This window comes from Paraburkholderia sp. HC6.4b, from assembly GCF_014200875.1.
Classification (GTDB): Bacteria; Pseudomonadota; Gammaproteobacteria; order Burkholderiales; family Burkholderiaceae; genus Paraburkholderia; species Paraburkholderia tuberum.
The window spans coordinates 239,584-255,572 of the sequence record NZ_JACHDC010000012.1; the positions used below are offsets into that span (position 1 = coordinate 239,584).

The following is a 15,989-nucleotide window of genomic DNA, read 5'->3' on the forward strand; positions in this document are numbered from 1 at the left end:
GTCGGCCCCTGGAGACGGCGCAGGCAAATCCTCGCGCATGGGATCCAAGACCTAGAAAGAGTTCAGGAGCAGCAATGAGACATGCTGATATCGCAGCCCCGATAAAAGGGTTGTCCACCGATTCCCTCAGGCACCAGGTCCCGCCTCCCGTGCCGAAGGTCGAGCGCTTGCGCGCCACGGCCTGACGCCATACGGAGGCGCACCGCCTCCGCTCCCCGACGTGAAAGACCAACCGGCCACCGGCCTCCCGGCAGGCAGGCCGCTCCCTATACGCGTGCGTCGCACGCATACCAACAGTCCGAATCAGGAGACAGGCATGATTCCGATCTACCCGGATCACACTCCACAACTGAAGAACATCGACGACTTTCTCGTGGAAGACCGCGAGCGCGGCGATTACCGCCTGCATCGCAGCGCGTTTACCGACGAGCGTCTGTTCGAACTCGAAATGCAGCACATTTTCGAGGGCAACTGGATTTACCTGGCCCACGAAAGCCAGATTCCGAACAACAACGATTACTTCACGACCTACATGGGCCGTCAGCCGGTCGTGATCGCACGCAATCGTCAGGGCGAGCTGAACGCGTTCATCAACTCGTGCACGCATCGCGGCGCGATGCTGTGCCGCCACAAGCGCGGCAACAAGGCGACCTATACGTGCCCGTTCCACGGCTGGACCTTCAACAACAGCGGCAAGCTGCTGAAGGTCAAGGACCCCGCGGAGGCCGGCTATCCCGACTGCTTCAACAAGGAAGGCTCGCACGACCTGAAGAAGCTCGCGCGCTTCGGCAACTATCGCGGCTTCCTGTTCGGCAGCCTCAGCGATGACGTGCCGCCGCTCGAAACGTTCCTCGGCGAGGCCGCGCGCATCATCGACATGATCGTCGACCAGTCGGAAGACGGTCTCGAAGTGCTGCGCGGCTCGTCGACCTATACGTACGAAGGCAACTGGAAGCTGACCGCCGAAAACGGCGCGGACGGTTATCACGTGTCGGCCGTGCACTGGAACTATGCGGCAACGACCAATCATCGCAAGGAAGAGAACGCGCGCGAAGACAAGATCCGCGCGATGGATGCCGGCAGCTGGGGCCGTCAGGGCGGCGGCTTCTACGCGTTCGAGCACGGTCACATGCTGCTGTGGACGCGCTGGGCGAATCCCGAAGACCGTCCGAACTTCAGCCGCCGCGAGGAATTCGCCGCGCGCTGCGGCGCCGAGCGCGCGGACTGGATGATCCAGAACTCGCGCAACCTGTGCCTCTACCCGAACGTGTATCTGATGGACCAGTTCGGCTCGCAGATTCGCGTGCTGCGGCCGCTGTCGGTCAACAGGACCGAGGTGACGATCTACTGCATCGCGCCGAAGGGCGAGTCCGACGAAGCGCGCTCGCGCCGCATCCGTCAATACGAGGACTTTTTCAACGTCAGCGGCATGGCCACCCCCGACGACCTCGAGGAATTCCGCGCCTGCCAGTTGGGCTACGCGGGCCGCGCGGTCGAATGGAACGACATGTGCCGCGGTTCGAAGCACTGGATCGACGGCGCGGACGAAGCCGCGCAAAAGATCGGCCTCAACCCGGTGATGAGCGGTGTGAAGACCGAGGACGAGGGCCTCTACACGGTGCAGCACCGCTACTGGATCGACACGATGAAAAAGGCGCTGAATGCGCCGGGGAGCCGCGCATGAGCAACATCGCCATCACCGATATTCAGGCTTTCCTGTTCCGCGAAAGCCGCCTGCTCGACGACGAGCAATGGGACGAGTGGCTCGCCTGCTATCACCCGGACGCGTCGTTCTGGATGCCGTCGTGGGACGACGAGGACAAGCTCGTCACCGATCCGCAGCGCGAGATTTCGCTGATCTACTATCCGAACCGCCAGGGCCTCGAAGACCGCGTGTTCCGCATCAAGACCGAGCGTTCGAGCGCGACGATGCCCGACACGCGCACGAGCCACAACGTGGCCAACGTCGAAGTGGAGAGCGCGGACAACGGCGTGTACACGGTGCGCTTCAACTGGCACACGCTGAGCCATCGCTACAGGACGAACTACAGCTACTTCGGCATGTCGCGCTACGTGATCGACTTCAACGGCGCGCAGCCGCAAATCCTGAGCAAGTACGTCGTGCTGAAGAACGACTACATCAATCAGGTCATCGATATCTACCACATCTAGCCGGTGCGGTTGCAGGAGACAGGCCATGGAACACACTATCGCACTTCAGTTCGAAGACGGCGTCACGCGCTTCATCAGCTGCCGTGAGAACGAAACGCTGTCGGATGCCGCTTACCGGCAGAAGATCAACATTCCGCTCGATTGCCGTGAAGGCGCGTGCGGAACCTGTCGGGGGCTGTGCGAATCGGGTGCGTACGACATGCCCGAGTCGAGCTACGTCGAAGATGCGTTGACCTCCGAGGAAGCGAGTCAGGGCTATATCCTCGCGTGCCAGACGCGGCCGCGCTCGGATCTGGTGATTCGCGTGCAGGCGTCGTCGGCGGCGTGCAAGACCGGGGTGTCGCGTTTCGAAGGCACGCTCTCGGCGGTCGAACGGCTGTCGGATTCGACGATCCATTTCTCGATCGATATCGACGGCGCGAGCGCGCCGAGCTTTCTCGCGGGCCAATACGTGAACGTCGAGATTCCGGGCGCGAGCGGCGAGAGCCGGTCGTACTCGTTCAGCTCGGCGCCGGGCGCGACGCGCGCGGCGTTCGTCGTGCGCAACGTGCCGGACGGCAAGATGAGCGGCTTTCTGAGCAACGATGCGCAGCCTGGTCAGCAGATCGGCTTCACGGGTCCGTATGGCAGCTTCTATCTGCGCGATCCGCAGCGTCCGGTGCTGTTCCTCGCGGGCGGCACCGGCATCGCACCGTTTCTGTCGATGCTCGACGTGCTGAAGGTGAGCGGCAACCTGCAGCCGGTGCGCCTCGTGTACGGCGTGACCAACGACATCGATCTGGTCGCGCTCGAACAGATCGAAGAGGCGCAGCGCTCGCTGCCGAATTTCAGCTATCGCACCTGTGTCGTCGATTCCGCGAGCAGCCACGAGCGCAAGGGCTACGTAACCGCGCATGTGGATAGCGAATGGCTGAACGACGGCGACGTCGACGTCTACCTGTGCGGCCCGGTCGCGATGGTCGAAGCGGTGCAGGGCTGGCTGCGCGACAGCAGCGTCGAGCCCGCGAACTTCTACTACGAAAAATTCTCGGCGAGCAACGTAGCATGACTTCGACCTTTACCGATCGCTTCAAGGGCAAGGTGCTCGTCGTGACCGGCGCGGGCCAGGGCATCGGCCGTGGCGTCGCGTTGCGCGCGGCGCGCGAGGGCGCGGCTTTGGTGCTGGTCGATCGTTCGCCGATCGTGCACGAGGTGGCCGAAGAGATCACGTGCGCAGGTGGCGAAGCGCGCGCGTTCATCGCCGACCTCGAAACCTATGCGGGCGCGGCCGCGATGACGGCCTTCGCGATCGAGGCGTTCGGCCGCATCGACGCGCTCGTCAACAACGTCGGCGGCACGATCTGGGCGAAGCCGTACGAGGAATATGAAGCAGAGCAGATCGAGGCCGAGGTGCGGCGTTCGCTGTTCCCGACACTGTGGTGCTGCCACGCGGTGTTGCCCGCGATGCTGAAGCGCGCGAGCGGGGCAATCGTCAATGTGTCGTCGATTGCGACGCGCAGTATCTATCGCGTGCCGTATGCGGCGTCGAAGGGCGGCGTCAACGCGCTGACCGCGAGCCTCGCGTTCGAGCATGCCGAACACGGCATCCGCATCAACGCGGTCGCGACCGGCGGCACCGAAGCGCCGCCGCGCCGCGTGCCGCGCAATACGGCACCGCAAAGCGAGCAGGAAGCGACGTGGTATCAGGGCATCGTCGATCAGACGATCGCGTCGAGCCTGATGCATCGCTACGGCACGATCGACGAACAGGTCGGCGCGATCCTGTTCCTCGCTTCCGATGACGCGTCGTATATCACCGGCACCGTGCTGCCGGTCGGCGGCGGCGATCAGGGCTAGCGAGCGGCGGCCGCTGAACAATGCCGATAGGCCGCGCGGCGATCGTCCTTCATACTGCTGCCGAAGGAGTTCGTCGCGATTCTGGCGGGCCTCGCGTTGATCGGTGCGATCACGTCGAACGTGATGGGCGCGATCCAGGACGAAGACCATCGCGAGGCCTCCGTCATCACGTTTCTCGCGACCGCATCCGGTATGACGTTCCTCGGGCTCGGCTCCGCGTTCTGGGGCATCGTGATCGGCTCGTTCGCGTACCTCGTGCTGAACAAGGTGCGGCGCGAGACGCCTGCAAACCGATGACCAACCGATCGACTCAAGGCCGCGCCCCGAGCGCCTGATAGAGCGCGGCGGTATCGGCATAACGCTGCGCGGCGGCTTTGGTGCGATCGAGTCCGGTCTGCAATTCCTGACGCTGCGTATCGAGCAGTGTCAATTGACTGATGCCGCCCGCCGCATACCGCTGGCTGGCGATCCCTGCGCTGTGTTGCGCGCTGCGCTGCGCGGCGTCGAGTGCCTGTAATGCAATCGCGTCCTGATCGAGCGCGCGCAGCGCGTCGGCGACCTGTTGCAGTCCCTGCAGCACGGTTTGCTTGTAGACGGCGAGCGCCGCTTGCCAGGCCGCCTCCGACGAGCGCTTGCGCGCCAGCAGTTCACCGCCGTGGAACAGCGGCTGCGTGAGACCCGCACCGAAATTCCACACGTTGAAGCCCGTCAGCAGATCGGACACGTTGACGCGTTCGGTCGCCGCGCTGCCCGACAGCGTGATGCGCGGATACAGGTTCGCGGTCGCGACGCCGATGTTCGCGCTCGCCTGATGCAGCAGCGCCTCGGACGCGCGAATGTCGGGCCGCTGCCGCGCGAGCGTCGACGGCAAGGTCAGCGGCAGGTCCGCCGGTAGCACGAGCGTATCCAGGTCGAGCGCGGCGAGGTCGTGGGTGGTGGCCAATTCCGCCGGCGCGCGTCCCAGATAGATCGCGAGTTGATGATCGGTCTGCGCAAGCTGCGTGCGCAATGGCGGTAACGTCGCGCGGGTTTGCTGCACGAGCGTGCGCTGGCTCAGCAGATCGACCTCGGAGATGCCGCCCGCGCCATAGCGGCGTTCGGCGATATCGAGTTGCTGCATCTGGTTGGCGAGCAGCGCTTCGGTGAGGGCGATCTGCCGCGCGAGCGATGCGCGCCGGATCGCCGCCGTCACGACGTTGCCCGCGACCGTCAAACGCGCGGCTTCGAGTTCATATTGCTGATAGTCGACCTGCGCGGCCACCGCTTCGAGCGCGCGGCGATTCGCGCCGAACAGATCGAGCGTGTACGACACCGTGACCTGTGCGCTGTACAGCGTGAACGGCGCAAACGCGCGGCCCTGCGTCAGCTGACCGAAGCCGAGCGCCTCGGGATCGATCTTCTCGCGCGTGGTCGACAGGTTCGCATCGACTTGCGGCCATAGCGTGCCGCCCGCCTGCGCGCGGTAGTCCTGCTGCGCTTCGTCGAGTTTCGCGCGGGCTTGCGCGAGGGTCGGGCTATCGTCGAGCGCCTGTTGCACGAGCGAGTCCAGCGCCGGCGAGCCGAAAGCGCGCCACCAGCCGTCGCCGGGCACCTCGGTCGGCACGAAGTGTTGGGCGGCGCCGCCGGGACCATCGGCTGCGACGGTGCTCGCCGCAAGCGGCGCGGCGGTATAGCTCGACACGCTGGTCACCTCGGGTCGATGGAAATCCGGGCCGACGCTGCACGCGCACAATGCCGCGCTTGCGCAGAAGCCGGCCAGCCGGCGCATGGCGCAACGCTGGGACCAACAAGCCGCGCGATGAAAAACCGCGTCACGAAAGCCAGGAGCGGAACACATTTCAGGCCTTCCTCAATCGAGCGTGCGCCGATAGAACTTCACGGCGATACCCATGACGACGAACAGAAAGATCAGCAGCGGCCATACATGCGGCCACATGTCGGCCCAACCGACGCCCTTGAGCAGAATGCCGCGCACCAGCCGGTTGAAGTAGGTGAGCGGCAACAGGTTGCCGATGTACTGCGCCCACTTCGGCATGCCCGCGAACGGAAACATGAAACCCGACAGCAGGATGTTGGGCAGAAAATAGAACATCGTCAGTTGCATGGCCTGCAACTGGTTCTGCGCGAGCGACGACAGCGTAATGCCGATCGTCAGATTGGCCGCAACGAACAATAGAGCGGACAGATACAGCGCGATCAGACTGCCTTCGAACGGCACTTTGAACACGAAGCGCGCCGCCGCGAGAATGATGCTGACCTGCACCAGGCCGATCGCTACGTAAGGCACGATCTTGCCGGTCATCACTTCGAGCGGCAGTACCGGTGTGGCGAGCAGATTTTCCATCGTGCCGCGCTCGCGTTCACGCGTGATCGCGAGGCCCGTCATCATCACCATCGTCATCGTCAGGATCACCCCCATCAGGCCGGGCACCACGTTGTACTGGGTCAGGCTTTCGGGGTTGTAGAGCCGGTGCAACTGAACGTCGAAAGCGGCCGGGCCGACCGCGAGCGTCGACAGCGGACCCGTGAGGTCCTTCTGCAACACCGACTGCGCGATCGACGGCAGCGCGCCGAGCGCGGTGCCCACCGCGGTGGGGTCCGTCGCGTCGGCTTCGACGAGCAGCGATGGCCGCGCGCCCTTGGCCAGATCGCGCGTGAAACCGACGGGGATATTCAGCACGAACAGCACCTTGCCCTGCGCGAGCGCGCGGCGACCGGATTCTTCGTCGGGCAGCGTCGATACGATGTCGAAGTAATCGGAGTTGCGCATCGCCATCAGGAAACTGCGCGTGAACTCGCTGTGATCGGCGGCGATGACGGCGGTCGGCAGATGCTTGGGGTCGGTATTGATCGCGAAGCCGAACAGCGCCATCTGCATGATCGGCAGCACGATCATCATCGCAAACGTGATGCGGTCGCGCTTCAGTTGCAAAAACTCCTTGCGCACGACGCTCCACCAACGCATCAGCGAAAAGCGTGGAAGTCGGCGCGCAGAATTCACGGTGCTTTGCCCGAAGGGGTGGCGTAATTGTCGGTAGAGCGGTTCATCATGAAGATGAACACGTCCTCGAGGCCGGTTTCCTGTGGTTCGATCCGCAACGCCGGGTCCGAATGAGCCAGCTGGTCGATCGTGGCGTGGAGTTCGGGCGTGTCCGGACCGCTCACGTGCAGCGACGAACCGAACGCCACCGTCTGCTCGACGCCGGGCGAGCGGCGCAGCCGGTCGCCGAGCTCGACGAGATTCTGGCCGTACACGGCCCACGTCACGAGCCCTTGCGAATCGATGACCTGTTTCGAGGTGCCCTGCGCGAGCAGCTTGCCGTAGGCGATATAAGCGAGCTTGTGGCAGCGTTCCGCTTCGTCCATATAGTGCGTGCTGACGAGCACCGAGATGCCGCGCGCCGCGAGGCGATGCAACTCTTCCCAGAAGTCGCGGCGCGCGCTCGGGTCGACACCTGCGGTCGGTTCGTCGAGCAGCAGCAGTTCCGGCTCATGGAGCATGCACGCGGCCAGCGCGAGACGCTGCTTCCATCCGCCCGACAGTGCGCCGGCCAACTGCTTCGCACGGCTTTGAAGGCCAAGCTGTTCGAGCGCGCGATCGACCGCCTCGCGGCGGTTCTTCATCTCGTAGATGCGCGCGACGAAGTCGAGGTTTTCGCGGATCGTCAGATCTTCCCAATAGGAGAAGCGCTGCGTCATATAACCGGTGCGCCGCTTGATCTGCGCGCTGTCCCGCACGATGTCGTAGCCGAGACACGTGCCGCTGCCGGAGTCGGGCGTCAGCAGTCCGCACATCATGCGGATGCAGGTGGTCTTGCCGCTGCCGTTGGGGCCGAGAAAGCCGAAAATCTCGCCGCGCTGCACGCGCATCGTGACATCGTTGACCACGTGCTTGGTGCCGAAATGCTTGTTCAGCCCCTGCACGTCGATCGCGTACACGGGGTCGCTGGCATTGCCGGAGGGCGCGGGCGCACTCATTGCAGCGTGACCGTGACGGGCTGGCCGGGCCGCAGCTTCGGCGCATCGGCGCTCTGAGGTCGGGCTTCGACCATGAACACGAGTTTCGCGCGGCTTTCGTTGCTGAAGATCACCGGCGGCGTGTACTCCGCCTGGTCCGAAATGAAGCTGAGCACGGCCGGCACATCGGCCGCGCAACCGTCGCAATGAATCGATACGCGACGGCCCGGCGCGAGCGAACCGACCACACCCTGGGGCACGAAAAAGCGCACCTTGACGTTCTCCGGCGGCAGCATGCGCACGACGGGGCTGCCAGCCGGCACCCATTCGCCGCTGCGATACATCGTGTCGAACACGAGGCCGGCGTGCGGCGCGTGCACGCTTTTCTGATCGAGCTTCCATTGGGCCTGGCCGAGCTGGGCCTGCGCCGCGTCGACCTGCGCCTGCTGCGCGCGGATCTGTTCGATCCGCCCAGGCAGACGCGCGACGGCCAGCTGGCTTTGCAACTCACGCACGTGCGCGGCGCTCGACAACGCGGTCGCGCGCGAGTCGTCGAGCTGGCTTTGCGCGATGCCGCCCGCGCCGAATTGCTGTTGGTCGCGGCGGAACTGCGTCGCGGCGCGCGTCGCATCGGCTTCGGCCTGCACGAGTTGCGCGCGCGTCACAGCGATTTCCGGCGGACGCTTGCCGGTTCCAAGGTCGGCAAGCTGGGCGCGGGCCGAGCGCAGTTGCTCGGCCGCCTGCGCGACGGCGTCGGTTTCGTTCTGCGCTTCGAGCGCGAAGAGCGGCGTGTTCTGCGCGACGGTCTGCCCGCGCGAGACCGCGAGCTCGGTCAACTGTCCCGCCTGCGAAGACGCGAGGTACAGGAACTCGCCTTCCACATAGCCTTGCCACGTGTTCGCCGGTGGTCGCGAACAGCTTGCGCACGCGATGCACAGCGCGAGCAACGCGGCACGTCGGGATGAGCTGGCGAACACGATCATGACGGCTTGCCCTTCGCGCGGCGTGCGGTGGACGTCGCCCCGGTTGCGGCCTTGGCGTTGGTCTCGACCGCCGTGGTTGCGCTCATGCCCTGCGCGAGCAGCGCGACGACATGGCGTTCGAGCGTCGCGCGATCGAACGAGGTGCGCGGATTCAGGCGCTGCCAGATCCTCGCGGTTGCCTGCGGCAGCATCACCAGAGCGAGCACCGAGTTGAACAGCAGCAACGGTTCGAGCTGGGCGTTCAACTGACCCGACGCGCAGCCACGCGCGATGTTCTGACCGAACGCGGCGAGCTTTTGCACGGGGATGCGCGCAAACGCGCGCTCGCGCAGCAAACCGCCTTCGTTGACGATCTCGCGCAGCCAGAGCGAAGGCAGCCACGGCATGGTTTCGGTGACATCGAACATGCGCTTGACGATGCCTTGCGTCAGCGCGAGCGGTTCGTCGTGTTCGGGATCGACCGGGTCCCAGATCGCGCCGAACGCGGCGACGAGCCTTTCCTCGAACAACGCGTCGAGCAGCTTTTCGCGCGTCTGGAACCAGTAGTGCACCATCGCGGACGTCACGCCGCTCGCCGCCGCGATCTGCGCAAGCGTCGTGTTGGCGATACCGCGCTCGGCGAACAGCGCCACCGCGACATCGAGCAGATGTTCGCGTGCGTCGAAGTCCTGCGGATGAGGACGACGACCCATTCGGGAACGGGTGGGTTGCGGCATGGACACCAGACTAATTGATGAGTTAGTTAGTTTTAACTCATTGATACTAGGATATTTTCCGGTATGGCGAAGGAGGGGAAACCCCTGGCGGCGGGCGACCTTTATTCTCTCGTTGATCCGCGTCAGGAAACGCGCGACGTCACTGCCTGGGTAGCTTCGCTTTCGCCGTTCCGACTGACGTTAAGCTGACAATGGACGGCAGCTGGCATCCCCGCGCGAAGCGCATTTTCGCCGGAAATTTCTATACTTTCTCTAGCGCACACCCGGCACGATCCAGCCCGTACGACCCAAACGAATTCACATCAACGAAACGAAAGAATCGAAGCGAACCCGCGGCGCGGCCATCACGGCTCACGCGCGATTCGTATGAGGAGGCAGACATGGCACATTCCGCATCCGCCGCGCCGGCGAAGGAAGGCCACGGCGAAGCGTCGCCGGCTCTGCCAGCGCTCGCGCTGGCCGCGCTCGGCGTGGTCTATGGCGACATCGGCACGAGCCCGCTCTATACGCTCGCCACCGTGTTCGATCCCAGCAACGGTCTCACGCTCAATGCTTTCAATATCGTCGGCATCGTCTCGCTGATCTTCTGGTCGCTGATGATCGTCGTTTCGCTCAAGTACGTCGTACTGATCCTGCGGGCGAATAATCATGGCGAAGGCGGCATCATGGCGCTGCTCGCGCTCGCGGCGTCGTCGATCGCGTCGCGGCCGCGTTTGCGTCGCGGCCTCCTCGTGGTGGGCGTGATGGGCGCGGCGCTGTTCTTCGGCGATAGCGTGATCACGCCGGCCATTTCCGTGCTGAGCGCCGTGGAAGGGCTCGAAGTCGTCGAGCCCGGGCTCAAGACCTATGTGATTCCAGTGACGCTCGCCGCGCTCATCATCCTGTTCGTCACGCAAAAGCACGGCACGGGCGGCATCGGCGCCGTGTTCGGGCCCGTGATGGTGCTCTGGTTCGTCGTGATCGGCGTGGCGGGCGTCGCGAACATCATGTCCGCGCCGGTCGTGCTGTATGCGCTCAATCCGCTGGAAGGGCTCGGCTTCGTCATGCATCACCGCTGGCTCGCGTTCGTCGCGCTCGGCGCGGTGGTGCTCTCGCTGACGGGCGCCGAGGCGCTCTACGCCGACATGGGCCATTTCGGCAAGCGACCCATCCGCCTCACCTGGTTCGGCGTCGTTTTTCCCGCGCTCGCGCTCAACTATCTGGGCCAGGGCGCGCTGCTGCTGGCGAATCCCGGCGCGGTGCAAAACCCGTTCTACCGCCTGTTCCCGGAGTGGGCCATCGTGCCGATGATCGTGCTGGCGACGATCGCCACCGTGATCGCCTCGCAGGCCGTTATTTCGGGCACCTATTCGATGACGATGCAGGCCATGCAGCTTTCCTTCCTGCCGCGCATGAACGTCGTGCATACGTCGGAGCGCGAGATCGGGCAAATCTACGTGCCCGGCATCAACTGGATCCTGTTGATCGCCGTGGTTGCGGCGGTGTTGGGCTTCCGCTCGTCCACGGCGCTCGGGTCCGCGTATGGCATCGCCGTGACCGGCACGATGCTCATCACCACGTTCCTGACGTTCTTCGTCGTGCGTTACGCGTGGCGCTACAACTGGCTGCTGTGCCTGCTGTCCACCGCGTTCTTCTTCGTGATCGACGCGCTGTTCTTCTCGGCTAATCTGCTCAAGATCGTCGATGGCGGCTGGTTCCCGCTCGTGATCGGCGCGATTGTGTTCACGGTGATGGCGACGTGGGGACGCGGCTGGGAAATGATGCTGGCCGAAGCGCGCGTGCGGGCGGGAAAGACGCCGCTCAAGCCGTACCTCGCTGCGCTGCTCGAAAGTTCGCCGACGCGCGTGGGCGGCACGGCGATCTTCCTGACGCCGGACGCCGAAGCGGTGCCGCACGCGCTCGTCAACAACCTGCGGCACAACCGTGTGCTGCATGAGCGCACGGTTTTCCTGAGCGTAATAACGAAGAACGTGCCGTGGGTGGCCGAAACCGAGCGCGTGCAGATCAGGCCGCTGTGCACGGGTTGCTGGCACGCAACGGTGAAGTACGGATTCAAGGACGAAGTGGACTTGCCGCGCACGCTGGCCGCCTACAAATCGCCGGAACTGGCCTTCAACCTGGACGACACATCGTGGTTCCTGAGCCGCGCGGCCGTGGTGCCCAAACGCGGCCATGGCATGGCGCTATGGCGCGAGCGGCTTTTCGCGGTGATGCTGCACAACGTGGGCAATATCGCGGCGTTCTTCAAACTACCGGCCAATCGCGTGATCGAAGTCGGCGCGCGCGTGGAGATCTAGAGCGCGCCGTTCAGCAAGCGCGGAGCAGCGGCCGGCCTGCTTCGATACTCCTCGGCCCCGTAACCGCCGCGCCTGCGTAGTCAGCACGCGAGGCGGAGGCGAATCGCCCTTGTCCTATGCTACCGTTGAGCGCCGCTTCGCAACGGCCCTCGGATACCTCGGGTTCGAAACTTGCTGCCCACCACCAACCCGCCGCTCGAATCGGCGCGCGCGTTTTGCTTCGCGGCAGGCTGGCATGGTCGGATGCCCGCGCCGCATCCAACGAGGAGACGTGTCATGGGCGACGAGACTCACCAGAATCACGGACACGACCGCCGCCGCTTTCTTGCGGGCGTGGCCGCGGTGGCCGGCAGCGTTGCGCTATCGGGTTGCGGAGGCGGCGGTGGATTGGGCGGAGACGGCCAACCGGGCGGCGGGAGCGCCAGCGAACCGGCGTCCTCGATTACCGACACTCCATCGCCCAACGCCGCCGACCGCTACAGCCTGCCGCGCCCGGCGTTGCCCGCGCCGGCCAGTTCGGGCATCGACTTCATCGTGCTGGTCACGATGGAAAATCGTTCCTTCGACCATTTCCTCGGCTGGGTGCCGGGGGCCGAGGGCATGCCCGCGAACCAGCACTTCAAAGACGCGTTCGGCGCGACGCAAACGCCGTTTTCCCTCGCGGCGAATGCCGCGTACGGCTATCAGGCGTGCGCCTACCAGGACCCTAATCACAGCTTCTCGGGGGCGCGCACGCAACTGGCATCGGGTGCGATGAATGGCTGGCTGCTCACGCCGGGCACGAGCCTGATCCCGGGCGACCTGCTGCCTATCGGCTACTACACGTCGGCCGATCTTCAATTTTTCAACGCCGTGGCGAGCAGTTATACGATCGGCGACTTCTACTTCAGCGGCATCCTGACCAGCACCTTTCCCAATCGCGTCTATCTGCATAGCGGCGCAACGGATCGGCTCGACGACAGCACCGACACTTCGTCGCTCGCCACGATCTGGGACAAGCTGAGCGACGGCAATATCGACTGTCGTTACTACTACCACGACGTGCCGTTCACGGCGCTTTATGGCACGCGTTATCTGGGCATTTCGCGCCCGTTTGCGGATTTCCTCGTGAATGCCGCGGCCGGGACGCTGCCGCCGTTCTGCATGGTCGATCCATCCTTCGCGGGCGAGCTGGAAGGTGTTTCCGCCGACGATCATCCGCATGCCGATATCCGCGACGGCGAGGCGTTTCTCGCGCAGGTCTACGAGGCGCTGCGCACGAGCCCGACGTGGAGCCGCACGCTGATGATCGTCGTCTACGACGAATGGGGCGGCTTTCTCGAGCACGTGGTGCCGCCCACCAGGCCGATCAGCAACGGCGAGCTCACACTCGGCAACGACGGCAAGCTCGGCTTTCGCGTGCCGCTCGCGCTGCTTGGCCCGCGCGTGCGCGCGAACTCGATCACGCGCTATCCGTTCGACCCCAGCTCGATTCACGCGCTGCTGCAATGGCGCTTCGGCTTACAGCCGCTTGGCGTGCGCGGCAGCGATCCGGCGACGTTCAATCTCGCCTACGCGCTCGATCTCGACGACGCGCCGCGCACCGACGCTCCCGCGTTCACGGTCGCCCAAGGGCCGTTCGGCGGGACGTGTCTGGGGGCGGCGGCACCTTCGCCCTCAAGCTCCGTAGCGGCGATCGATCAGTCGCAAAAGCTGGCGATCAACCCGACGGCGGACCGCTTCGCGGATCTGCGCGCGAAGGCGGCGTCACTAGGATTCCGGACCGGAGGCTAAGCTGGGTTTCCGCTTAAAATGAGCGGGCCGCAAGCCGGCGCCGGACCGGGCCGCGCTGGATTCTGAATGGCAGCGCGCACGGCGGGATGCACGGCCTGATGAAGGCTCATGCCTTGAGCGCAGTTTGGTGAGAAACGCTTGCGCGCGACATCGTTTTGCGAAGCGGGCCCCGCACTTGCTGGCGGGACCGTCTCGAAGCCCCGCGGCAGCGTGCAGCATCTCATCGGCGCGCGCGGCGGGCCGCCTACGTCGACGTCACCGCGTCGTCCTCAACGGGTCCGCCGATGCCATTTCGTTACGATCTTCCCGTTTGGTGTTCCCGCGAGCGGCCATACCGCCGCATTGTGGCCTCCGTGGCCGCCGCGCTGGCGCTCGCCGCAAGCACCAGCGTCATTGCGCAATCCGCGCCGACGGTCGCCCAGACCCCGCCGGCCGCGCCGGCCGTTACGCTGCCCGCATCGGCCGCCGCCGCGAATACCGCCAACAGCGCCGCGGACCGGCACGTCGAAAACACGGATCACGCGCAGCCGTCGCCGGTCGTGCCGACGCCGCCGTCCGAGCTATACGGCGAGCTGTATCGCGACGTCGAACTCGCGCATCTTTACCCGGACAGCAAGACGTTCGCCGATATGTCGCCAGGCGAGCCGCCGGCCCAGGTCATCGCCGACTACGACAGCCAGCGTGCTCAGCCGCGCTTCGACCTGAAACAATTTGTCGAACAGCGCTTCACGCTGCCCCCGCGCGCGCCGAAGCGCTACGCGTCCGATCCTGACGAGAGCGTCACCGCGCACATCGATACGCTGTGGAACGTGCTGCGTCGCGAACCGGACGCGAGCGCGAGCCCGTACTCGTCGCTGTTGCCGCTGCCGTCGCCGTACATCGTGCCGGGCGACCGCTTCGACGAGATCTACTACTGGGATTCGTACTTCATCCTGCTGGGGCTCGACGCGAGCGGCCAGCACGCGCTCGTCGACGACGCGCTGAACAATTTCTCGACGTTGATCGACCGCTATGGCCACATCCCCAACGGCAATCGCACGTATTACCTGAGCCGGTCGCAGCCGCCGTTCTTCGCGCAGATGGTGCAGCTCGTCGCGCGCAAGGAGGGCGATCAGGTCTACGCCCGCTATCTGCCCGAGCTGCGCCGTGAATACGCGTACTGGATGGCCGGCAGCGACCATCTCGCGCCGGGCAACGCGGCCCACCATCTCGTGCGCCTCGCCGACGGCACGCTGCTCAATCGCTACTGGGACGAGCGCGCGGCGCCGCGCGACGAGTCGTACCGCGAGGATGTGATGACGGCGCAGCGGATGCCGCAACGCGATGCGCAGGATTTGTGGCGCAACCTGCGCGCGGGCGGCGAAACCGGCTGGGACTTCAGCTCGCGCTGGTTCGCCGACGGCAGGACGCTCGCGAGCATCGACGTGACCTCGCTAGTGCCGGTGGACCTGAACTGCCTGATGGTGGACCTCGAACGCACGCTCGCGAAAGCCTACCGTGTGACCGGCGATGCAGGCCACGCCGAGAATCTCGAACTACGCGCCCGGGTGCGCGCCGATGCGATCCGCCGGGTGCTGTGGGATCCGCAACTGCACGCTTTCGGCGACTACGACTTCGTGCACCGCACGCTCACGCACCGGCTTACCGCCGCGACGGTGTACCCGCTTTACGCCGGCGTCGCAACACGCAACGACGCGCGCGAAGTGGCGCAGACGATCCGGCGCGATCTGCTGCGTCCGGGCGGTCTCGCGACGACGCGGACCAACACCGGCCAGCAGTGGGACGAACCGAACGGCTGGGCGCCGCTGCAGTACCTCGCGGTGATCGGGCTGCGCCGCTATAGCGAGCCGGAGCTCGCGCGCGATATCGCGACGCGCTGGATCCGCACCGACGTCGCGTACTACCAGCGCACCGGCAAGCTGGTCGAGAAGTACGACGTCGACGCGAGCGGCAAGTCGGCGGGGGGCGGCGAGTATCCGCTGCAGGACGGCTTTGGCTGGACCAATGGCGTGCTGCGCGTGCTGATGCAGCTCTATCCGGATGCGGTGAGTTCGACGAAGCCGGCCGATCTGCCGGGCGGCGCGGTGGGCGTGTCGGATGCGGCGGCATCGGCGGCGGCCGCGCCGCAGACGTCGCACAGCACGTCGCCCGCGGGCCACTAGGGAAGCGCTGATTTATTCAGCTCGGTGGTCATCGTTGGCGTAGCTGAGGACGTTATAGAAGGCAACTCACGGAACAGACTCACACTGATGAAG

Annotated in this window: 12 protein-coding genes and 1 pseudogene; 8 read left to right on the plus strand and 5 right to left on the minus strand. The window is 65.2% G+C overall.

The annotated features are described in order from the left end of the window. The first annotated feature begins 316 nt into the window (after positions 1-316). The 5 genes and pseudogenes from benA to HDG34_RS19920 all read left to right on the plus strand — a co-directional run. The gene (gene benA, locus HDG34_RS19900) at positions 317-1,684 is read left to right on the plus strand and encodes a benzoate 1,2-dioxygenase large subunit (protein ID WP_184061808.1); all 1,368 of its coding nucleotides are present in this window, start codon (positions 317-319) and stop codon (positions 1,682-1,684) included. Beyond that, entirely contained in the window at positions 1,681-2,172 is a 492-nt protein-coding gene (gene benB / locus HDG34_RS19905) for a benzoate 1,2-dioxygenase small subunit (protein WP_184061809.1), read from the plus strand. Before benA ends, benB begins: the two co-directional genes overlap by 4 nt. Positions 2,173-2,197: 25 nt before the next feature. After that, the gene (benC, locus tag HDG34_RS19910) at positions 2,198-3,220 is read left to right on the plus strand and encodes a benzoate 1,2-dioxygenase electron transfer component BenC (protein ID WP_184061810.1); all 1,023 of its coding nucleotides are present in this window, start codon (positions 2,198-2,200) and stop codon (positions 3,218-3,220) included. After that, positions 3,217-4,008, plus strand: a complete 792-nt coding sequence (locus HDG34_RS19915) for a 1,6-dihydroxycyclohexa-2,4-diene-1-carboxylate dehydrogenase (RefSeq protein ID WP_184061811.1) — start codon at positions 3,217-3,219, stop codon at positions 4,006-4,008. Before benC ends, HDG34_RS19915 begins: the two co-directional genes overlap by 4 nt. A gap of 48 nt (positions 4,009-4,056) precedes the next feature. Continuing rightward, a pseudogene (locus HDG34_RS19920) lies at positions 4,057-4,305 on the plus strand (benzoate/H(+) symporter BenE family transporter); the annotation flags it as partial. A 13-nt stretch (positions 4,306-4,318) separates the two neighbouring features. On the opposite strand, the gene HDG34_RS19925 reads toward HDG34_RS19920, so the two are convergent. The 5 genes from HDG34_RS19925 to HDG34_RS19945 are packed head-to-tail and all read right to left on the minus strand — an operon-like array spanning position 4,319 to position 9,640. Beyond that, positions 4,319-5,845, minus strand: coding sequence for an efflux transporter outer membrane subunit (locus HDG34_RS19925; protein ID WP_184061812.1), 1,527 nt, complete (start codon positions 5,843-5,845; stop codon positions 4,319-4,321). 12 nt (positions 5,846-5,857) lie between these two features. Next, a complete protein-coding gene (locus tag HDG34_RS19930) occupies positions 5,858-6,973 on the minus strand; it encodes an ABC transporter permease (RefSeq protein WP_184061813.1) in 1,116 nt (371 codons plus the stop codon). A 32-nt stretch (positions 6,974-7,005) separates the two neighbouring features. Further along, positions 7,006-7,986 (minus strand): ABC transporter ATP-binding protein, encoded by a 981-nt coding sequence (locus HDG34_RS19935; protein ID WP_184061814.1) that lies wholly within the window; start codon positions 7,984-7,986, stop codon positions 7,006-7,008. Next, positions 7,983-8,948 (minus strand): HlyD family secretion protein, encoded by a 966-nt coding sequence (locus HDG34_RS19940; protein WP_184061815.1) that lies wholly within the window; start codon positions 8,946-8,948, stop codon positions 7,983-7,985. Before HDG34_RS19940 ends, HDG34_RS19935 begins: the two co-directional genes overlap by 4 nt. Beyond that, positions 8,945-9,640, minus strand: a complete 696-nt coding sequence (locus HDG34_RS19945) for a TetR/AcrR family transcriptional regulator (RefSeq protein WP_184061816.1) — start codon at positions 9,638-9,640, stop codon at positions 8,945-8,947. Before HDG34_RS19945 ends, HDG34_RS19940 begins: the two co-directional genes overlap by 4 nt. A 404-nt stretch (positions 9,641-10,044) precedes the next feature. Between HDG34_RS19945 and HDG34_RS19950 the strand changes: the two genes are divergently transcribed. From HDG34_RS19950 to treA, 3 genes are all read left to right on the plus strand, one after another. Further along, positions 10,045-11,961, plus strand: coding sequence for a potassium transporter Kup (locus HDG34_RS19950; protein WP_184061817.1), 1,917 nt, complete (start codon positions 10,045-10,047; stop codon positions 11,959-11,961). Positions 11,962-12,237: 276 nt separating this feature from the next. Then, on the plus strand, positions 12,238-13,734 hold the full coding sequence (locus HDG34_RS19955) for an alkaline phosphatase family protein (protein WP_184061818.1): 1,497 nt from the start codon (positions 12,238-12,240) through the stop codon (positions 13,732-13,734). 353 nt (positions 13,735-14,087) lie between these two features. Beyond that, entirely contained in the window at positions 14,088-15,896 is a 1,809-nt protein-coding gene (gene treA, locus HDG34_RS19960) for an alpha,alpha-trehalase TreA (protein WP_184061819.1), read from the plus strand. The last annotated feature ends 93 nt before the right edge of the window (positions 15,897-15,989 follow it).

Excerpts from the sequence above, each read along its gene's own strand:
- benC (WP_184061810.1), top strand. The coding sequence starts at position 2,198 with ATGGAACACACTATCGCACTTCAGTTCGAAGACGGCGTCACGCGCTTC.
- HDG34_RS19930 (WP_184061813.1), bottom strand. The coding sequence starts at position 6,973 with ATGCGTTGGTGGAGCGTCGTGCGCAAGGAGTTTTTGCAACTGAAGCGC.
- HDG34_RS19955 (WP_184061818.1), top strand. The coding sequence starts at position 12,238 with ATGGGCGACGAGACTCACCAGAATCACGGACACGACCGCCGCCGCTTT.
- HDG34_RS19945 (WP_184061816.1), bottom strand. The coding sequence starts at position 9,640 with ATGGGTCGTCGTCCTCATCCGCAGGACTTCGACGCACGCGAACATCTG.
- HDG34_RS19925 (WP_184061812.1), bottom strand. The coding sequence starts at position 5,845 with ATGTGTTCCGCTCCTGGCTTTCGTGACGCGGTTTTTCATCGCGCGGCT.
- HDG34_RS19950 (WP_184061817.1), top strand. The coding sequence starts at position 10,045 with ATGGCACATTCCGCATCCGCCGCGCCGGCGAAGGAAGGCCACGGCGAA.
- benA (WP_184061808.1), top strand. The coding sequence starts at position 317 with ATGATTCCGATCTACCCGGATCACACTCCACAACTGAAGAACATCGAC.
- HDG34_RS19940 (WP_184061815.1), bottom strand. The coding sequence starts at position 8,948 with ATGATCGTGTTCGCCAGCTCATCCCGACGTGCCGCGTTGCTCGCGCTG.
- HDG34_RS19935 (WP_184061814.1), bottom strand. The coding sequence starts at position 7,986 with ATGAGTGCGCCCGCGCCCTCCGGCAATGCCAGCGACCCCGTGTACGCG.
- HDG34_RS19915 (WP_184061811.1), top strand. The coding sequence starts at position 3,217 with ATGACTTCGACCTTTACCGATCGCTTCAAGGGCAAGGTGCTCGTCGTG.
- benB (WP_184061809.1), top strand. The coding sequence starts at position 1,681 with ATGAGCAACATCGCCATCACCGATATTCAGGCTTTCCTGTTCCGCGAA.